The organism is Streptomyces griseomycini (assembly GCF_014203535.1).
In the GTDB taxonomy this organism is placed as follows: Bacteria; Actinomycetota; Actinomycetes; order Streptomycetales; family Streptomycetaceae; genus Streptomyces; species Streptomyces griseomycini.
Genome location: NZ_JACHJI010000014.1, coordinates 74,620 through 92,622, shown reverse-complemented (window position 1 = coordinate 92,622; position 18,003 = coordinate 74,620). Strand labels below are relative to the sequence as shown.

Below are 18,003 nucleotides of genomic sequence, written 5' to 3'. Positions count from 1 at the left end.
TGTCCTCAGATGTTCCGGAAGCGGTTGATGGCGTCGATGTGCTTCGCGCGCTTCTCGTGGTCGCGCACGCCGAGGCCCTCCTCCGGCGCCATGCAGAGCACGCCGACCTTGCCCTGGTGGAGGTTGCGGTGCACGTCGTAGGCGGCCTGGCCGGTGTCCTCGAGCGCGTACACCTTCGACAGGGTCGGGTGGATCCTGCCCTTGGCGATGAGCCGGTTGGCCTCCCAGGCCTCGCGGTAGTTGGCGAAGTGCGAGCCGATGATGCGCTTCAGCGACATCCACAGGTAGCGGTTGTCGTACTGGTGCATGTAGCCCGAGGTCGAGGCACAGGTGGTGATGGTGCCGCCCTTGCGGGTGACGTAGACCGAGGCGCCGAAGGTCTCGCGGCCGGGGTGCTCGAAGACGATGTCGATGTCCTCGCCGCCGGTGAGTTCGCGGATGCGCTTGCCGAAGCGCTTCCACTCCTTCGGGTCCTGGGTGTTCTCGTCCTTCCAGAACTTGTAGCCCTCGGCGCTGCGGTCGATGATCGCCTCGGCGCCCATCGACCGGCAGATGGCGGCCTTCTGCTCGCTGGAGACGACGCAGATCGGGTTGGCGCCGCCGGCCAGCGCGAACTGGGTGGCGTAGGAGCCGAGTCCGCCGCTCGCGCCCCAGATGAGGACGTTGTCGCCCTGCTTCATGCCGGCGCCGTTGCGGGAGACCAGCTGCCGGTAGGCGGTGGAGTTGACCAGGCCGGGAGCGGCGGCCTCCTCCCAGCTCAGGTGGTCCGGCTTGGGCATCAGCTGGTTGGACTTGACCAGCGCGATCTCGGCGAGACCGCCGAAGTTGGTCTCGAAGCCCCAGATGCGCTGCTCGGGGTCGAGCATCGTGTCGTTGTGGCCGTCCGACGACTCCAGCTCGACGGACAGGCAGTGCGCGACGACCTCGTCGCCGGGCCTCCAGGAGTTGACGCCGGGGCCGGTGCGCAGCACGACGCCCGCGAGGTCGGAGCCGATGATGTGGTACGGCAGGTCGTGGCGCTTGGCCAGCTCGCTGGTGCGGCCGTAGCGCTCCAGGAAGCCGAACGTCGAAAGCGGCTCGAAGATCGAGGTCCACACCGAGTTGTAGTTGACCGAGGAGGCCATGACGGCCACCAGGGCCTCGCCCGGGCCGAGTTCGGGCAGCGGCACGTCGTCGAGGTGGATCGACTTGCGCGGGTCCTTGTCGCGGGTCTCGAGGCCCGCGAACATCTCCGTCTCGTCCTTGTGCACGGTGATCGCGCGGTACGACTCGGGGAGCGGCAGGGCGGCGAAGTCCTCCGACGTGGAGTCGGGCGACTGGATCGCGTCCAGGATGTCCTTGATGGTCACGGTGTTGCCTCCGGCGATGAGCGCCCTGAGGGAGGGGCGCTGAGGGTTACGTCGGTGTGCTGCTGAGGGTTCGGGGTCTGCCGTCGGTCCGGCGGTGGTGCTTCGGCAGCGCTTGGTGTGCGCGGGAGGGTGCCTGTGACGCAGGCGTCCGGACGTGCGGGCGGTGGGCCCGCCGGGACAGCCGCCCGGACTCCTTCAACGTATGGCACGCCGTGTCATTGGACAAGGCACTGCGTGCCAGAACTTGCTCTCAGATGAAATCTTTACGCAACAGATGAGCGATGATCGATCGAACGGGCCGCGGAGGGCGTGCGAAAAGGGGCCCTGACATGGCAAAACGGCCACCCGGTGGGGTGGCCGTCATCACAGTGGTGAAGTGCCCTGGAACACGGGCCGAAGGTGCGTTCAGCGCTCCTTCAGGGCCTGCTCGATGGCCCGCATCACCTCGTCCAGCGGGGCGTCGGTGCGGGCGACGGTGACCAGCACCTCGCCGTGCGCCGGCCCCGGGGCCGCGGGCGGCTGCGGTGCCGCGGTGCGGCGGCCCGCCATGATGCCGCTCCCGAAGGTCTTGCGGACGATCGCGAAGGCGTGGTCGAGCTGGGCCTCCACGTCCCCCTGGCCGCCGGCCCGCAACCAGCGCCGCAGCACGTGGTTGTGGGCGGTGACCACGGCGGACGCGGCGACCTCCGCCAGCAGCGGGTCGTCGTTGGCGTCGTCGTCGTGCGCGTGCTCGTCGAAGTGGCCGAGCAGGTAGCGGGTGAACAGGCGCTCGTAGCGCGCCACCGACGCGATCTCCGCCTCGCGCAGGGTGGGCACCTCGCGCGTCAGCTTGTAGCGGGCGACCGAGATCTCCGGCCGCGCCGCGTACATCTTCATGACCTCTTTGATGCCGCGGCACACCGTGTCGAGCGGATGCTCGTGCGCGGGTGCGGCGTTGAGCACCGCCTCCGCGCGGACCAGGGTGTCGTCGTGGTCGGGGAAGATCGCCTCTTCCTTGGACCGGAAGTGGCGGAAGAAGGTGCGGCGGGCGACGCCGGCGGCGGCCGCGATCTCGTCGACGGTGGTCGCCTCGTACCCCTTGGTCGCGAACAGCTCCATCGCGGCGGCCGCCAGTTCCCGGCGCATCTTCAGCCGCTGGGCGGCGGCGCGAGAGCCTGCGGCGCTCTCCGGCGGCTCGGTCGTGGCGGGTGTACGTACGGACTTGGCGGGCTGGGACATGCCCCGAACGTACTGCATGTGCGCAGCTCGATGCGCATGACCACGGGTCCCCCCGCCCCCGGCGGGCGGGGGAGACCCGGTGCGGGCGGACGGCGGGAGCCGGTCGGGATCGAGCAGCCCGCCCCACTGGACGCCGTCCTGGAACCGCTCGCCGGGAGGCCGCTCAGCGCTTGGCATATTCGCGGAAGCCACGGCCGGTCTTGCGGCCGAGGCAGCCCGCGGCCACCAGGTGCTCCAGCAGCGGCGCCGGGGCCAGACCCGGGTCGCGGAACTCGCGGTGCAGGACCTTCTCGATGGCGAGCGAGACGTCCAGCCCGACGACGTCCAGCAGCTCGAAGGGGCCCATCGGATAGCCGCCGCCCAGCTTCATCGCGGCGTCGATGTCGTCCAGGGACGCGTAGTGGTCCTGCACCATCTTGACCGCGTTGTTGAGGTACGGGAACAGCAGCGCGTTGACGATGAACCCGGCCCGGTCACCGCAGTCCACGGCGTGCTTGCGGATCTTCCGGCAGACCTCGCGCACCGTCGCGTGCACGTCGTCGGCGGTCAGCACCGTGCGCACGACCTCGACCAGCTTCATGGCCGGCGCCGGGTTGAAGAAGTGCATGCCGATCACGTCCTGCGGGCGCGAGGTGGCGCGGGCGCAGGCGACGACCGGGAGGGAGGAGGTGGTGGTGGCGAGCACCGCGCCCGGCTTGCAGACCTTGTCCAGCGTCGCGAACAGCTGCTGCTTGACCTCCAGGTCCTCGGCGATCGCCTCGACCGCGAGGTCGACGTCGGCGAAGTCGTCGTAGGTGCCGGTCGGGCGGATCCGCTCGAGGGTCTCGGCCGCGGCCCCGGCGGTCGTCCGGCCCTTGTCGACGGAGCGCGCGAGGGACTTGCCGATGCGGGCCTTGGCCGCCTGCGCCTTCTCCTCGCTGCGGGCGGCCAGGACCACCTCGTAGCCGGCCTTGGCGAAGACCTCGGCGATGCCGGAGGCCATGGTGCCGGAACCCGCGACACCCACCGAGCGCACCGGACGGCCGGCGGTGGGGGAACCGCCCTCCGGCGGGGTCAGGGCGTCGCGCACGACGGTCCCGCTGCCCGGTGCCTCGTAGGTGTAGAAGCCGCGCCCCGCCTTGCGGCCCGTCAGGCCCGCCTCGCTGAGCTGCCCGAGGATCGGGGCCGGGGCGTGCAGCCGGTCGTGGGACGCGGCGTACATGGCCTCCAGCACCGTGCGCGCGGTGTCGATGCCGATCAGGTCGAGCAGCGCCAGCGGGCCCATGGGCAGGCCGCAGCCGAGCCGCATCGCGGCGTCGATGTCCTCGCGGGAGGCGTAGTTGGCCTCGTACATCGCGGCGGCCTGGTTGAGGTAGCCGAACAGCAGCCCGTCGGCGACGAATCCGGGCCGGTCGCCGACCGCGACGGGCTCCTTGCCGAGGTCCAGGGCGAGGTCGGTGACCGCGGTGACGGCCGCCGGGGCGGTCAGCACGGAGGAGACGATCTCCACCAGCTTCATCGCCGGGGCGGGGTTGAAGAAGTGCATGCCCAGCACCCGCTCGGGGCGGGCCGAGTCGGCGGCGAGACGGGTGACGGACAGGGCGTTGGTGCCGGTCGCCAGGATGGCCTCCGGCCGCACGATCCCGTCCAGTTCGCGGAAGAGCTGCTGCTTGACCTCGTACGACTCCGGCGCCACCTCGATCACCAGATCGGCGTCGGCCGCCGCCGTGAGGTCGGTGGAGGTGGTCACGCGGGCGAGGGCGTCGGCGCGCTCCTGCTCGGTCAGCCGCCCGCGCTCCACGGCACGGGCGGTCGAGGCCTCCAGGGCGGCGACGCACTGCGCGGCCTGGGCCTCGATGATGTCGATGCCGACGACCGTGCGGCCGGCCTTGGCCAGGACCTCGGCGATGCCGGTGCCCATCGTGCCGAGGCCGACGACGGCGACGGTCCGGAGCGGGGACAGAGGGGTGTCGGACAGGGGAGTGGCCATCGCGGGACTCCAGGAATGAGGGTGACGACGGGAAACACACCCGGGTGCGCCGAGGGGCGCACCGGGTGCGTGCGTGCGAAGTGCGGGTGTTGCCGGGCTGCGAGCGCACACGCCCGGTGCCGTCGGAGGGTCCCCGGGCCCGGCGGGGCCGGGAGCGGGGAGGGCGTGCACACGCCCTGGAACGACGGCGGGTCCGACCGGCCCTGTCCCGGGACCGAGTCGTACTGCGGTACACGGCGGTACCGAACCGACTGCGTCCCCCACTGCCTCGAGGGCGTGGGAGGTGCCCCCACCGGCGGCCGCGTCACCAGACCGCCGTGAGGAGGGGCGCGAGTGGGTAACTCGCTCGTCTGAGCTTAACTCGCGGGTAACGAGCGCGCCAGCCCCCGTGTGTGTGATGTACGTCCCGGGCGGCCCACCGGACGCCTAATCTCTGGTGCATGGACGAAGAGTTGCGATCGCTCACGGAACGCTTACGGGCGGAGGCGGGCGCGTCGGAGACGTACGAGCGTCTCGTGGCGACCGGGGACCTCGACACCCTGGCCGCCGTCCTCACCGAACCGGGACAGCCGCTGTGGGCCCGGGAACTGGCCGCGTTCCGGCTGGGACTCGCGGGTGACCGACGGGCCTTCGAGGCCCTGGTGCTCCTCCTCAACCACCGCGACCCGCCCCGCTGCGCGGCCGCCGCCCACGCCCTCGCCCGCCTCGGCGACCCGCGCACCGCCCGGGCCGCCGCCGCCCTCGCCACCAACGAACTGCGGGTCGCCTACGCCCTGCACCCGGTGCGCCTCCTGGTCCGGCTCCGCGCCCCCGAGGCCGTGCCCGCCCTGATCACCACGCTGCAGCGGCGTCTGCACCCGCACGACCCGTACCGCCGGGTGGCCCTCGCCTGCGTGGAGGGACTGGGCGAGCTCGGCGACGCCCGCGCCGAACCGGTGCTGAACGAGTCCCTGGCCCACCCGGCGCTGGCCGAGGCGGCGGTACGCGCGCTGGCCCGGATCCCGGGGCGGAAGTCCTCCCGGCGGCGGACGCCCGGACGGCGATAGCCCCGTCAGCCGCGGACCGCGGCCAGATCCTTCGCGTACCGCACCTCGGGCACCGAGACCCCGCCCACCTCGAAGGGCTCCTCGGCGCCGTCCGCACAGAACCCCGCGCACGCGTAGAAGCGGCGGGCGCGGGTGTTGCCCCTGAGGACCCACAGGTACATGCGGGCGTGGCCGGCGGCGGAGCAGCGGCGGACCGCCTCGCCGAGCAGCGCCCGTCCCACACCCCGGCCGATGCGCTCGGGGAGCAGGTACAGGGCGTACAGCTCGGCGTCCTCGGTGCGCGTGTCGCCGTCCCGGTACGGCCCGAACGCGGCCCACCCGGCGAGCTCGCCGCCGTCGGCCTCGGCGACCAGGTTCACCGCGCTGCCGTCGCCGCTCAGGAGGCGTTCACGGTGGCGTTCGGCGTCCGCCGCCACGTCGAGGCCGTCCAGGTACGGCTGCGGGACGAGCCCGCGATAGGCGTGCTGCCAGCCGCGCACGCGGATCTCCGCCACGCGGTCGCAGTCGGCCACGGTCATGGCACGGATGTCGAGACGGTCGCCGTTCATGGCGGGACTCTAGGCGACCGCGGCCGCGATCGGCCCGGGATTATCCGGGGACGACCGCGAGCGCCTCGATCTCCATCAGGAACTCCGGGCGGACCAGGGCCGCCACCTGGACGGCGGACGCGGCGGGCAGCCGGTCGTCGGGTATGTGCTCGGCGCGGGCGGCGCGGACGGCGGGCATGTGCGCCATGTCCGTGACGAAGAAGGTGAGCTTCACGACGTCGTCGAAGGTCGCACCGGCGGCTGCCAGACAGCGCCTCAGATTCTCGAACACCTGACGGGCCTGGGCCCCGGCGTCGCCCTCGCCGACCACCTTGCCCTCCTCGTCGAGGGCCAACTGGCCGGAGACGGCGACCACCCGGCCGGTGCCCGTGACGACGTGGGAGTACTGGGAGGCGGGGAACACCCCGTCGGGGGCGGGGATCCTGATCGGTTCGCTCATGGCCCCATGATGGATCACGGGTCCGACGCGCCCGCTCCCGACGGCCGGACGACTGCTCAGCCGCGGAAGCCCAGCAGGCCGTGCAGGGCCGCGCCGCGTGCGGTCGGCGGTGCCGCCTTCGACGTCGGCGGCTTCGGGTCCGGCAGCGCCGCGCACACCGCGTCGGCCTCACCGCGACCGCCGCGCGGCACGGTCCCGTCCTTCAGGTAGGCCGCCAGGTGCTCGTCCAGGCAGTCGTTCCCGCTCAGCGTGACGCCGTGGTTGCCGCCGCCCTGCTCGACCACCAGGCGGGACCGCGCCAGCAGGTGGTGGACGGTGACGGCGCCCCGGTACGGGGTCGCCGCGTCGTGCGTCGCCTGGAACAGCAGCGCCGGCGGCAGCTCGCCGTTGACGATGCGCACCGGCCGCAGGGACCCGGTCGGCCAGAACGCGCACGGCGCGTTGTACCAGGCGTTGTTCCAGGTCATGAACGGCGCCCGCTCGTACGTCTCCCAGTTGTCCTTGTGCCACTGCCGCCAGTCGCGCGGCCAGGCGGCGTCCCGGCACTCCACGGCGGTGTAGACGCTGTAGCCGTTGTCGCCGGAGGCGTCGACGGCACCGAAGTCCTCGTACGCCTCGACCAGCGGCTCGGCGTCGTCGTCGTTCACGTACGCCGCGAACGCCTCCGCGAGGTAGGGCCAGTAGCCGTTGTAGTAGCCGGCCGGGACGTAGGTGTCCTCCAGTTCGGCGGGGCCCACCGTGCCGCCGGCCGGCTCCTCCTTCAGGGCCGCGCGCATCGCGTACCACTCGGCCTCGACCTCCTCCGGGTCGATGCCGAGCCGGTACCGCGCGTCGTGCTTCGCGACCCAGGCCAGGAACGCGCGGTGGCGGTCGTTGAAGGCGCGGTCCTGACTCAGGTTGGCGTCGTACCACACCTCGGTGGGGTCGACCACCGAGTCCAGGACCAGGCGCCGCACCCGCTCCGGGAACAGCTTGGCGTAGACGGCGCCCAGGTAGGTGCCGTAGGAGTAACCGAAGTAATTGATCTCCTTCGCGCCCAGGGCCCGCCGGATCACGTCCAGGTCGCGCGCCGCACTGACCGTGTCGATGTGCGGCAGCAGATCCGCGTGCTTCCTGCCGCAGGCCTCGGCGAAGGACTTCACGCGCGCGAGGTTGGCCCGCTCCACCGCGGGCGAGGTCGGCACCGGGTCCGGGCGCACCGGGGCGAAGTGGTCCGGCGCGCAGTCCAGCGCGGGCTCGCTCGCGCCCACCCCGCGCGGGTCGAAGCCGATGACGTCGTACTGGGCGGCCACCTTCTCGGGCAGCGAGGCGGCGACGAACCCGGCGAGCCGCAGACCGCTGCCGCCGGGGCCGCCCGGATTCACCAGCAGGGGACCCTGGTACTCCTTCGCGGTGTGCGGGACACGGGACAGCGCGAGCGTGATCCTCCGCCCGTCGGGGTCGGCGTGGTCGAGCGGCACCTCGACGGACGCGCACTGCAGGGTCGGGTGGTTCTCGGTGGCGCACTTCTTCCACACGGGTTCCGCGGCACGGAAGGCGTCCGTGGTGTCAGCGGTGTCCGCGGTCCGCGGAGCGCCCGCCTCGGCGGGCACGGCCGTGAGACCCGCGGCCATGACGACGACGGCACCGCACAGCACGGCTGCGCGTTTCCTCATGGGGTCCTCCCGGGGACGGAGGGGCTGCGACCGCGAGGCTCGCGGTCCACGCCGCATCGTCCCGGGGAGAGGGCACCGGGCGAACGCATTCGATCGGTTCTTGACCCGATTGCGCTGCCGAATGCGCTCGAATGCTCCTAGGTGAGCGAGAGTTGGGTCGGCCCGGACAGCGGGGCCTCGGCCGGACCGGGCGTCCCGGTCCGCCGCGGCGTCCCCCCGCGCGCGGGACCGATGCCGTACTCCCGGGCCAGCTCGTGGACCTGACGGGTGATCCGGCGCTGGTACCACTTCGGGGCGTAGGCGCCTTCCGCGTACAGCCGCTCGTAGCGGTCCACCAGGTACGGGTGGTGCTGTCCGAGCCAGGAGGTGAACCACTCGCGGGCGCCGGGCCGCAGATGCAGGACCAGGGGGGTGACGGAGGTGGCGCCGGCGGCGGCGACCGCCCGTACGGTGGCCCGCAGTTGGTCCGGCCCGTCGCTCAGGAACGGGATCACCGGCGCCATCAGGACCCCGCAGTCGAGGCCGTGCTCGGCGAGCGTCCGGACGACCTCCAGCCGGCGCTCCGGCGCGGGCGCGCCCGGCTCGACCGTGCGCCACAGCCGCTCGTCGGTGAAGCCCACGGAGACCGAGACGCCGACGTCGGTCACCTCGGCGGCCTGTTCCAGCAGTTCCAGGTCGCGCAGGAGCAGGGTGCCCTTGGTGAGGATCGAGAAGGGGTTCGCGTGGTCGCGCAGGGCGGCGAGGATGCCCGGCATCAGCCGGTAGCGGCCCTCCGCGCGCTGGTAGCAGTCGACGTTCGTGCCCATCGCTATGTGCTCGCCCTGCCAGTGGCGGGAGGCGAGCCGGTGGCGCAGCAGTTCGGGGGCGTTCACCTTGACCACGATCTGGCTGTCGAAGCCGAGGCCGGTGTCGAGGTCCAGGTAGCCGTGCGTCTTCCTGGCGAAGCAGTACACGCACGCGTGCGTGCAGCCCCGGTAGGGGTTGACCGTCCACTCGAACGGCATGCGGGAGGCCCCGGGCACCCGGTTGACGATCGAGCGGGCCCGGATCTCGTGGAAGGTGACGCCGCGGAACTCCGGCGTGTCGATGGTGCGGGTGGTCACCGCCTCCGCGCCGAACAGCGCGGCGTCGGCCCGGCTGTGTTCGGAGCCCGCGGCGAGGTTCTCCCAGCGCATGACGCCTCCTCGGTAGCACTGGGCCACAGAATAGAACAAATGTTCCCTTGATCGTGCGAACGACATCTTCGGTCACCCTTCCGATCACAAACGGACCCCCGATTTGGGCGGCCGGACGAGGGGTGGTTGGCTTGCCCCGACCCTGAGAACCCATGCCCTGGAGGAAAGCGATGGCGCAGGTCGAGTCCACTACGGAGCGGATCGTCGCGGCGGACGCGGAAACGGTGTTCGACGCCCTCGCCGACTACAGCGGCACGCGCGCGAAGGTGCTGCCCGAGCAGTACAGCGAGTACGAGGTCCGCGAGGGCGGCGACGGCGAGGGCACCCTCGTCCACTGGAAGCTCCAGGCCACCAGCAAGCGCGTCCGCGACTGCCTCCTGGAGGTCACCGAGCCGAGCGACGGCGAACTGGTCGAGAAGGACCGCAACTCCACCATGGTCACCACCTGGCGGGTCACCCCGGCCGGCGAGGGCAGGTCCCGGGTCGTCGTGACCACCACCTGGCAGGGCGCCGGCGGCATCGGCGGCTTCTTCGAGAAGACCTTCGCGCCCAAGGGCCTCGCCCGCATCCACGACGCCGTGCTGGCCCGGCTGGCCGCCGAGGTCGAGAAGTAGGGCACGCCAGGTCCCGGGAACCGGGCGGAAGTCGGCTTCTCACCGGTTCGGGTGATCCCTTCTTGTTCCTTCCGCGTCCCGTAACTCGTCGTGCTTGCTCGTAGTTGTCGCCTTCGCGCGGGAATTGTGCGGCAGTGCGACGAGGGGAGCGGCACGTGGGCGGGACCACTCTGACGCAGGACGAACCGGCCACGGCGGTCACGGCACCGCCGGCCGGGGGCCCGCCACCGGCCCCGGAACCGGTCACGGGCCCGGGGCTGGGTCCCCGCCGCGTGCGGCTGGTCTTCCTCGCCCTGATGCTGGCGCTGCTGCTCGCCGCCCTGGAGCAGATGATCGTCGCCACCGCGCTCCCGGAGATCGTCGGTGAGCTGCACGGGCTGGACAGGATGTCCTGGGCGATCACCGCCTACCTGCTCACCGCCACCATCGGCCTGCCGATCTACGGCAAGCTCGGCGACCTGCTCGGCCGCAAGGGCGTCTTCCAGTTCGCGATCGTCGTCTTCGTCGTCGGCTCCGCGCTGGCCGGCCGCGCGTCGACCATGGACCAGCTGATCGCCTACCGCGCGGTGCAGGGCGTCGGCGCGGGCGGCCTGATGATCGGCGTCCAGGCGATCATCGCGGACATCGTGCCCGCGCGGGAGCGCGCCCGTTTCATGGGACTGATCGGCGCCGCCTTCGGCCTCGCGTCGGTCGCCGGACCGCTGCTCGGCGGCTACTTCACCGACCACCTCTCCTGGCGCTGGTGCTTCTACATCAACGTGCCCTTCGGGATCGTCACCCTGGCCGTCGTCGCCGTCGTGCTCAAGCTCCCGAAGCCGGCCGCGCGGCCCCGTCTCGACGTCCTCGGCTGCCTGCTGCTGGCCGCCGCCTCCACCTGCCTGGTGCTGCTGACCAGTTGGGGCGGCACCGAGTACGCGTGGGACTCCCGCGTCGTCCTCGGCCTCGGCGCGGGCGCCGCGGCGGCCACCGTCCTCTTCCTGGTCGTCGAGCGCTTCGCCGTCGAACCCCTCATCCCGCTCCGGCTGTTCCGGGACTCCGTCTTCAACGTCACCGGTCTGGTGGGCCTGGTGGTCGGCGTCGCCCTGTTCGGCGCGGCCGGCTACCTGCCGACGTACCTGCAGATGGTCGACGGGGCCACCGCCACCGAGTCGGGGCTGCTGATGCTGCCCATGATGGCCGGAATCGTCGGCGCCTCGATCGTCTCCGGACACCTCATCAGCCGCACCGGCCGCTACCGGCTCCACCCCATCCTCGGCTCCGCCCTCTCCGTCGTCGGCATGTGGCTGCTGTCCCGCCTCGAGACCGGCACGCCGCGACTGCACTACAGCATCTGGACGGCCGTGCTCGGCACCGGGATCGGCATGGTGATGCCGGTGCTGGTCCTCGCCGTGCAGAACTCCGTGCGCCCCTCCGACCTGGGCACCGCCACCAGCGCCAACAACTACTTCCGGCAGATCGGCGGCAGCGTCGGCGCCGCCGTCTTCGGCACCCTCTTCGCCGGCCGGCTCACCGACGCGCTCGACGCACACCTGCCCGCCCACGCGGGCGCCGCGCCGCCCGACGCCGAATCGATCACCCCGCAGCTCGTGCACGCGCTGCCGCCCGAGCTGCGCGACGCCTACATCCGGGCGTACGCCGACGCCATGCCGCGCATCTTCCTCTACCTGGTGCCGGTGCTCGTCCTCGGCCTGCTCATCGCCTTCTTCCTCAAGGAGAAACCACTGGTGTCCCACAACGCCCCCGCCGTCGACCCGGTACAGGAAGCCCCGCACCTCACGGCGTACGGGTCACCGTCCGTCCCCCGCCCCGCGGGCGGGGGGACCCCCACCCCGCCCCGCCCGCCGTACGCCGGCGGCATCCCCGTCTGCGGCACCGTGCAGCATCCCGACGGGACCGCCGTGCCGCGCGCGGCGCTCACCCTCATCGACGTCACCGGACAGCAGACCGGGCGGGGCGCCAGCGGCGAGGACGGGCGGTACGCGCTGGCCACGCCCGGCCCCGGATCGTACGTCCTGATCGCCGCCGCGGGCGGCCACCAGCCGCAGGCGGTCTCCGTGACCGTCGGCGAGCGGCCCGTCGAGCTCGACGTCGTCCTCGGCGGCGCGGGCCGTCTCGCCGGCAGCGTCCTCACCGCCGACGGCACCCCGGTGCGGGACGCCGCCGTCACGCTCACCAACGTCCACGGGGAGGTCGTCGCCAGTACCCGCAGCGGCCGGGAGGGCGGCTACGTCATCACCGAGCTGGTGGCCGGCGAGTACACCCTCGCCGCGAGCGCGCCCGCCTTCCGCCCGGCCGCCCTCCCCGTCACCGTCCAGGCGGCCCGCGAGACCCGCCAGGACGTCGAGCTCGCCGGCGGCGCGGTGCTGCGCGGCACGGTGCGGGCCGGCGGCGGACGGCCCGTGGAGGAGGCGCGCGTGACCCTGTTGGACGCGGCGGGCAACGTCGTCGACACCCTCACCACCGGTCCCGACGGGACCTTCCGGTTCGTCGACCTCTCCTCGGGCGAGTACACCGTCATCGCCGCCGGTTACCCTCCGGTCGCGACCGTGCTCCAGGTCGCCGGCGGCGGCCGTACGGAACGCGACCTCCAGCTGGGGCACGAGGACTGAGCCGGCCGCCCGCGCGGGGGCACACGCGTACACGCCGGTGCGGGCCCCGCGGGCGGTTCCCGGGGCGCCGGCCGCCGACGCGGACGCGCTGCACACCGACCTCCCCGGCTCCGGGGACCCGGCCCGTCGGCTCCCCGGGATCCCGCCCGGCCCGGGCGTCGCCGGACGGCGCCCGCGTCGAACCGCCGTCCACCTGGTACGTGGCGGGAGGCGCCGCGTAGGGTGTGCACGGTGGACGGGCCCGGATCCCCGCCGGGCCGGGCCGTCACAGGTCTGGACCAGTGGGGAGTCATCCGCAGGCTGGCAGGGATTCGGCCGGACCACGTAGCGTGTGCCGCATGAAGATCCTCATCAGCGCCGACATGGAGGGCGCCACCGGCGTCACCTGGCCGGCCGACGTGCTGCCGGGGACTCCCCAGTGGGAGCGGTGCCGGTCGATGTTCACCTCGGACGTCAACGCGGCCGTGCAGGGCTTCTTCGACGGCGGCGCCGACGAGGTGCTGATCAACGAGGCCCACTGGACCATGCGCAACCTGCTGCTGGAGCAGCTGGACGAGCGGGCGCAGATGCTCACCGGGCGGCACAAGTCCCTGTCCATGGTCGAGGGCGTGCAGCACGGCGACGTCGACGGCATCGCGTTCGTCGGCTACCACGCCGGCGCGGGCATGGAGGGCGTCCTCGCCCACACCTTCCTCGCCAACTCCATCACCGGCGTGTGGGTGAACGACGTACGGGCCAGCGAGGGGCTGCTCAACGCGCACGTGGTCGCCGAGTACGGGGTGCCGGTGGTGCTGGTCACCGGCGACGACGTCGCGTGCGAGGACGCGCTCGGTTACGCGCCCGAGGCGCTGAAGGTCGCCGTCAAGGACCACGTGTCGCGGTACGCCGCGGTCTGCCGCACACCGTCCCGGACGGCCGCCGACATCCGCGCGGCGGCGAAGGAGGCGGCCGCGCTGGCGGTGCGCCGGGAACCGGTCGACGGCGGGCCGTTCACCGTCGCGGTGGAGTTCGACGCCGAGCACCTGGCGATGGCCGCGACCGTCGTGCCGGGCGTGGCCCGGACCGGTGAGCGGAAGGTCGCGTACACGAGCGCGACCATGTACGACGGAATCCGCACCTTCAAGGCGGTCACCACGATCGCCTCGGCCGCGGTGGAGGAGCAGTATGGCTGACGAGCGGGCCCTGGACGAGGTCGTGGCGTTCACGTCCGACCTGATCCGGATCGACACCACCAACCGGGGCGGCGGTGACTGCCGGGAGCGGCCCGCCGCCGAGTACGCCGCCGCGCGGCTCGCCGAGGCGGGACTGGAACCGGTGCTCCTCGAACGCACCCCGGGCCGGACCAACGTCGTCGCGCGGCTGGAGGGCAGCGACCCGTCGGCCGACGCGCTGCTCCTCCACGGCCACCTGGACGTCGTGCCGGCCGAGGCCGCCGACTGGAGCGTCGACCCGTTCTCCGGGGAGGTCCGCGACGGGGTCGTCTGGGGGCGCGGCGCGGTCGACATGAAGAACATGGACGCGATGATCCTCGCCGTGGTGCGGGACTGGGCGCGCAACGGCGTGCGGCCCCGGCGGGACGTCGTCATCGCCTTCACCGCCGACGAGGAGGACAGCGCCGAGGACGGCTCCGGGTTCCTCGCCGACCGGCACGCCCACCTCTTCGAGGGCTGCACCGAGGGCGTCAGCGAGTCGGGCGCGTTCACCTTCCACGACGGCGACGGGCGGCAGCTGTACCCGATCGCGGCCGGCGAGCGCGGCACGGGCTGGCTGAAGCTCACCGCGCGCGGCCGGGCCGGGCACGGCTCCAAGGTCAACCGGGAGAACGCGGTGACCCGCCTGGCCGCCGCCGTCACCCGCATCGGCGAGCACGACTGGCCGCTGCGGCTCACCCCGACCGTACGGGCCGCGCTCACCGAACTCGCCGCCGTGTACGGCATCGAGACGGACCTGACCGACGTGGACGCGCTGCTGGACAAGCTCGGCACCGCCGGGAAGCTCGTCGAGGCCACCGTCCGCAACAGCGCCAACCCGACGATGCTGGACGCCGGTTACAAGGTCAACGTGATCCCCGGGCAGGCCGTCGCGTACGTCGACGGCCGCTTCCTGGCCGGCGCCGAGGACGAGTTCCGCGCCACCCTGGACCGGCTCACCGGGCCGGACGTGGACTGGGAGTTCCACCACCGCGAGGTGGCCCTCCAGGCACCGGTGGACTCGCCGACGTTCGCCCGGATGCGGGCGGCCGTGGAGGAGTTCGCGCCCGAGGGGCACGTGGTGCCGTACTGCATGTCCGGCGGCACCGACGCGAAGCAGTTCTCGCGGCTCGGCATCACCGGCTACGGGTTCGCGCCGCTGAAGCTGCCGGAGGACCTCGACTACCAGGCCCTGTTCCACGGGGTCGACGAGCGCGTCCCGGTCGAGGCGCTCCACTTCGGCGTCCGCGTCCTCGACCGGTTCCTGCGGACGGCCTGAGCAGTGGGGGAGACGGTGCAGACCCTGACGTACGGCGAGTGGCCCTCGCCCATCGACGCGGCCACCGCCGCGGCGCACGACGGCAGCCCGGAGTTCGCGGGCTTCGTCGGGGACGAGGTGTGGTGGACCGAACCCCGGCCCGCCGAGGGCGGCCGGCGCACCCTGGTGCGGCGGCGCGACGACGGCACGGAGGAGTCCGTGCTGCCCGCGCCGTGGAACGTGCGCAGCCGGGTCATCGAGTACGGCGGCCTCCCCTGGGCCGGGACCGTGCGCGACGACGGCCCGCTCGTGGTGTTCGTGAACTTCGCCGACCAGCGCCTGTACCGGTACGGGCCGGGCGGTGAACCGCGCCCGCTCACCCCGGTGTCCCCGGTCGGGCTGGGACTGCGCTGGGCCGAGCCGGTGCTGCTGCCGGAGCGCGGCGAGGTGTGGTGCGTCCTGGAGGAGTTCACCGGGGACGGCCCCAGCGACGTGCGCCGCGTCCTGGCCGCCGTACCGCTGGACGGCTCCGCCGCCGAGGACCGGGACGCCGTGCGCGAACTGACCGACGACCGGCACCGGTTCGTCACCGGGCCGCGCCTCTCGCCGGACGGGCGGCGCGCCGCCTGGATCGCCTGGGACCACCCGCGCATGCCGTGGGACGGCACCGAACTGCTCCTCGCCGACGTCGCTCCCGACGGCACCCTCCGGGGCGCCCGGACGGTCGCCGGCGGACCGGAGGAGTCCGTCGCCCAGGCCGACTGGACCCACGACGGCCGGCTGCTGTACGCGAGCGACCGCACCGGCTGGTGGAACCTCTACCGGGACGGGGAGGCGGTCTGCCCGCGCGAGGAGGAGTTCGGCGGACCGCTGTGGAAACTGGGGCACCGCTGGTTCGCCCCGCTGGACGGCGGCCTGATCGCCGTCCTGCACGGCCGGGGCGCCGCCGCCCTCGGCGTGCTCGACCCCGAGACCGGCGAGGTCGTCGACGCCGTCGGTCCCTGGACCGAGTTCGCGCCCACCGTCGCGGCGCACGGCGAGCGGGTCGTCGCCGTCGGGGCCGGCCCGCGCAGCGCCCACGAGGTGGTGGAGCTGGACACCAGGACGGGCCGGGCCCGGGTGATCGGCTCCGCGCACGAGGACGCCGTGGACCCCGCGTACTACCCCGAGCCGCACAGCCGCACGTTCACCGGGCCGGACGGCCGCGAGATCCACGCCCACGTCTACCCGCCGCACAACCCCGGGTACGCCGGGCCCGCGGACGAGAAGCCCCCGTACGTGATCTGGGCGCACGGCGGCCCCACCGGCCGGGTCCCGCTCGTGCTCGACCTGGAGATCGCCTACTTCACCTCGCGCGGCATCGGCGTCGCCGAGGTCAACTACGGCGGCTCGACCGGGTACGGGCGCGCCTACCGCAACCGGCTGCGCGGGCAGTGGGGCGTGGTCGACGTCGAGGACTGCGCCGCCGTCGCGCTGGCCCTCGCCGACGAGGGCACCGCCGACCGCGAGCGGCTCGCCGTCCGGGGCGGCAGCGCCGGCGGATGGACCACGGCCGCCTCCCTCACCACGACCGACGTCTACGCCTGCGGCACCATCATCTACCCGGTGCTCGACCTCACCGGCTGGGGCACGGGGGAGACCCACGACTTCGAGTCCCAGTACCTGGAGACCCTGATCGGTCCGCGCGCCGAGGTCCCCGAGCGGTACGAGGAACGCTCGCCCGGCACCCACGCCGACCGGCTCACCGCGCCGTTCGTGCTGCTCCAGGGCCTGGACGACGTGATCTGCCCGCCCGTGCAGTGCGAGCGGTTCCTGGCCCGGCTGGCCGGCAAGCGGGTACCGCACGCCTACCTCACCTTCGAGGGGGAGGGGCACGGATTCCGCCGCGCGGAGACCATGGTGCGCGCACTCGAGGCGGAACTGTCCCTGTACGCCCAGGTGTTCGGGCTGAAGGTGCCCGGGATCCCGACCCTGGAGCTCGCGGAATGAGCCGGGTGGAACCGCTGCGGCGGCCGGCCCGGCTCGCCCCCGGCGCCCGGGTGGCCGTCGTCGCGCCCAGCGGTCCGGTGCCCGAGGAGCGGCTCCGGGCCGGGCTCGACGTGCTGCGCGGCTGGGGCCTCGACCCGGTGGTGGCACCCCACGTCCTGGACCGGCACGGCGAGTTCGGCTACCTGGCGGGCGCCGACGCCGACCGGGCCGCCGACCTGCAGTCCGCGTGGTGCGACCCGGCCGTCGACGCGGTGGTCTGCGCCCGCGGCGGCTACGGCGTGCAGCGCATGGTCGACCTGCTCGACTGGACCGCGATGCGGGCGGCCGGACCGAAGGTGTTCGTCGGCTTCAGCGACATCACCGCGCTGCACGAGGCGTTCGCGGTCCGGCTCGGCCTGGTCACGCTGCACGGCCCGATGGCCGCGGGCGTCGACTTCGTCAAGAACGCGCGGGCGCAGGACCACCTCAGGGCCACCCTCTTCGCCCCCGAGACCGTCCGCGCCATCCGCTCCGGCGGCACCGCGCTCGTCCCCGGGCGGGCGCGCGGGGTCACGCTCGGGGGGTGCCTCTCCCTCCTCGCCGCCGACCTCGGCACCCCGCACGCCAGACCCTCCGCGCGGGGCGGGCTGCTGTGCCTGGAGGACGTCGGGGAGGAGACGTACCGGCTGGACCGCTACCTCACCCAGCTGCTGCGGGCCGGTTGGCTGGACGGGGTCGCGGGGCTGCTGCTCGGGTCCTGGGCACAGTGCGAGCCGTACGACGGGGTGCGGGCGCTGCTCGCCGACCGGCTCGGCGGCCTCGGCGTACCGGTGGCCGAGCAGTTCGGGTTCGGGCACTGCGACGACGCGCTCACCGTGCCCTTCGGCGTCGCGGCGGAACTCGACGCGGACGCGGGGACGCTCACGCTGGACGAGCCGGCGCTGGTCTGAACGGCCCGCACGGCG

Annotated in this window: 14 protein-coding genes; 7 read left to right on the top strand and 7 right to left on the bottom strand. The window is 73.2% G+C overall.

The features are described from left to right. Window positions 1–5: 5 nt before the first annotated feature. The 3 genes from ccrA to FHS37_RS30625 form a co-directional block, all read right to left on the bottom strand. Window positions 6–1,349: a crotonyl-CoA carboxylase/reductase gene (gene ccrA / locus FHS37_RS30635; protein ID WP_184827209.1), complete on the bottom strand. Its 1,344-nt coding sequence runs from the start codon at window positions 1,347–1,349 to the stop codon at window positions 6–8. 405 nt (window positions 1,350–1,754) lie between these two features. After that, window positions 1,755–2,567, bottom strand: a complete 813-nt coding sequence (locus FHS37_RS30630; protein ID WP_184827207.1) for a TetR family transcriptional regulator — start codon at window positions 2,565–2,567, stop codon at window positions 1,755–1,757. A 163-nt stretch (window positions 2,568–2,730) separates the two neighbouring features. Further along, window positions 2,731–4,536 carry a 3-hydroxyacyl-CoA dehydrogenase family protein gene (locus FHS37_RS30625; protein WP_184827205.1) on the bottom strand — a complete coding sequence of 602 codons (1,806 nt, stop codon included), beginning with the start codon at window positions 4,534–4,536 and terminating at the stop codon, window positions 2,731–2,733. Between the two features lie 440 nt (window positions 4,537–4,976). On the opposite strand from FHS37_RS30625, the gene FHS37_RS30620 reads away from it, so the two are divergent. Further along, a complete protein-coding gene (locus tag FHS37_RS30620) occupies window positions 4,977–5,582 on the top strand; it encodes an adenylosuccinate lyase (protein WP_184827203.1) in 606 nt (201 codons plus the stop codon). 5 nt (window positions 5,583–5,587) lie between these two features. On the opposite strand, the gene FHS37_RS30615 is transcribed toward FHS37_RS30620, so the two are convergent. The 4 genes from FHS37_RS30615 to FHS37_RS30600 form a co-directional block, all read right to left on the bottom strand. Next, window positions 5,588–6,130 carry a GNAT family N-acetyltransferase gene (locus FHS37_RS30615; protein ID WP_184827201.1) on the bottom strand — a complete coding sequence of 181 codons (543 nt, stop codon included), beginning with the start codon at window positions 6,128–6,130 and terminating at the stop codon, window positions 5,588–5,590. 40 nt (window positions 6,131–6,170) lie between these two features. After that, window positions 6,171–6,569 carry a RidA family protein gene (locus FHS37_RS30610; protein ID WP_184827199.1) on the bottom strand — a complete coding sequence of 133 codons (399 nt, stop codon included), beginning with the start codon at window positions 6,567–6,569 and terminating at the stop codon, window positions 6,171–6,173. Window positions 6,570–6,625: 56 nt separating this feature from the next. Further along, window positions 6,626–8,224, bottom strand: coding sequence for an alpha/beta hydrolase (locus tag FHS37_RS30605; protein WP_184827196.1), 1,599 nt, complete (start codon window positions 8,222–8,224; stop codon window positions 6,626–6,628). Window positions 8,225–8,361: 137 nt separating this feature from the next. Further along, complete coding sequence (locus FHS37_RS30600; RefSeq protein ID WP_184827194.1) at window positions 8,362–9,399, bottom strand: Rv2578c family radical SAM protein; 1,038 nt, start codon at window positions 9,397–9,399, stop codon at window positions 8,362–8,364. A 170-nt stretch (window positions 9,400–9,569) separates the two neighbouring features. On the opposite strand from FHS37_RS30600, the gene FHS37_RS30595 reads away from it, so the two are divergent. The 6 genes from FHS37_RS30595 (at window position 9,570) to FHS37_RS30570 (ending at window position 17,988) form a co-directional block, all read left to right on the top strand. Continuing rightward, entirely contained in the window at window positions 9,570–10,013 is a 444-nt protein-coding gene (locus FHS37_RS30595) for an SRPBCC family protein (protein WP_184827377.1), read from the top strand. A 155-nt stretch (window positions 10,014–10,168) separates the two neighbouring features. Then, window positions 10,169–12,622: an MFS transporter gene (locus FHS37_RS30590; RefSeq protein ID WP_184827192.1), complete on the top strand. Its 2,454-nt coding sequence runs from the start codon at window positions 10,169–10,171 to the stop codon at window positions 12,620–12,622. A 338-nt stretch (window positions 12,623–12,960) separates the two neighbouring features. After that, entirely contained in the window at window positions 12,961–13,794 is an 834-nt protein-coding gene (locus FHS37_RS30585; RefSeq protein WP_184827190.1) for a M55 family metallopeptidase, read from the top strand. Next, entirely contained in the window at window positions 13,787–15,091 is a 1,305-nt protein-coding gene (locus tag FHS37_RS30580; RefSeq protein WP_184827187.1) for a M20/M25/M40 family metallo-hydrolase, read from the top strand. Before FHS37_RS30585 ends, FHS37_RS30580 begins: the two co-directional genes overlap by 8 nt. A gap of 15 nt (window positions 15,092–15,106) precedes the next feature. Continuing rightward, window positions 15,107–17,059 carry a prolyl oligopeptidase family serine peptidase gene (locus FHS37_RS30575; protein WP_184827186.1) on the top strand — a complete coding sequence of 651 codons (1,953 nt, stop codon included), beginning with the start codon at window positions 15,107–15,109 and terminating at the stop codon, window positions 17,057–17,059. Then, window positions 17,056–17,988 carry a S66 peptidase family protein gene (locus tag FHS37_RS30570; protein WP_184827184.1) on the top strand — a complete coding sequence of 311 codons (933 nt, stop codon included), beginning with the start codon at window positions 17,056–17,058 and terminating at the stop codon, window positions 17,986–17,988. The genes FHS37_RS30575 and FHS37_RS30570 overlap by 4 nt, the downstream gene beginning before the upstream one ends. Window positions 17,989–18,003: the final 15 nt, after the last annotated feature.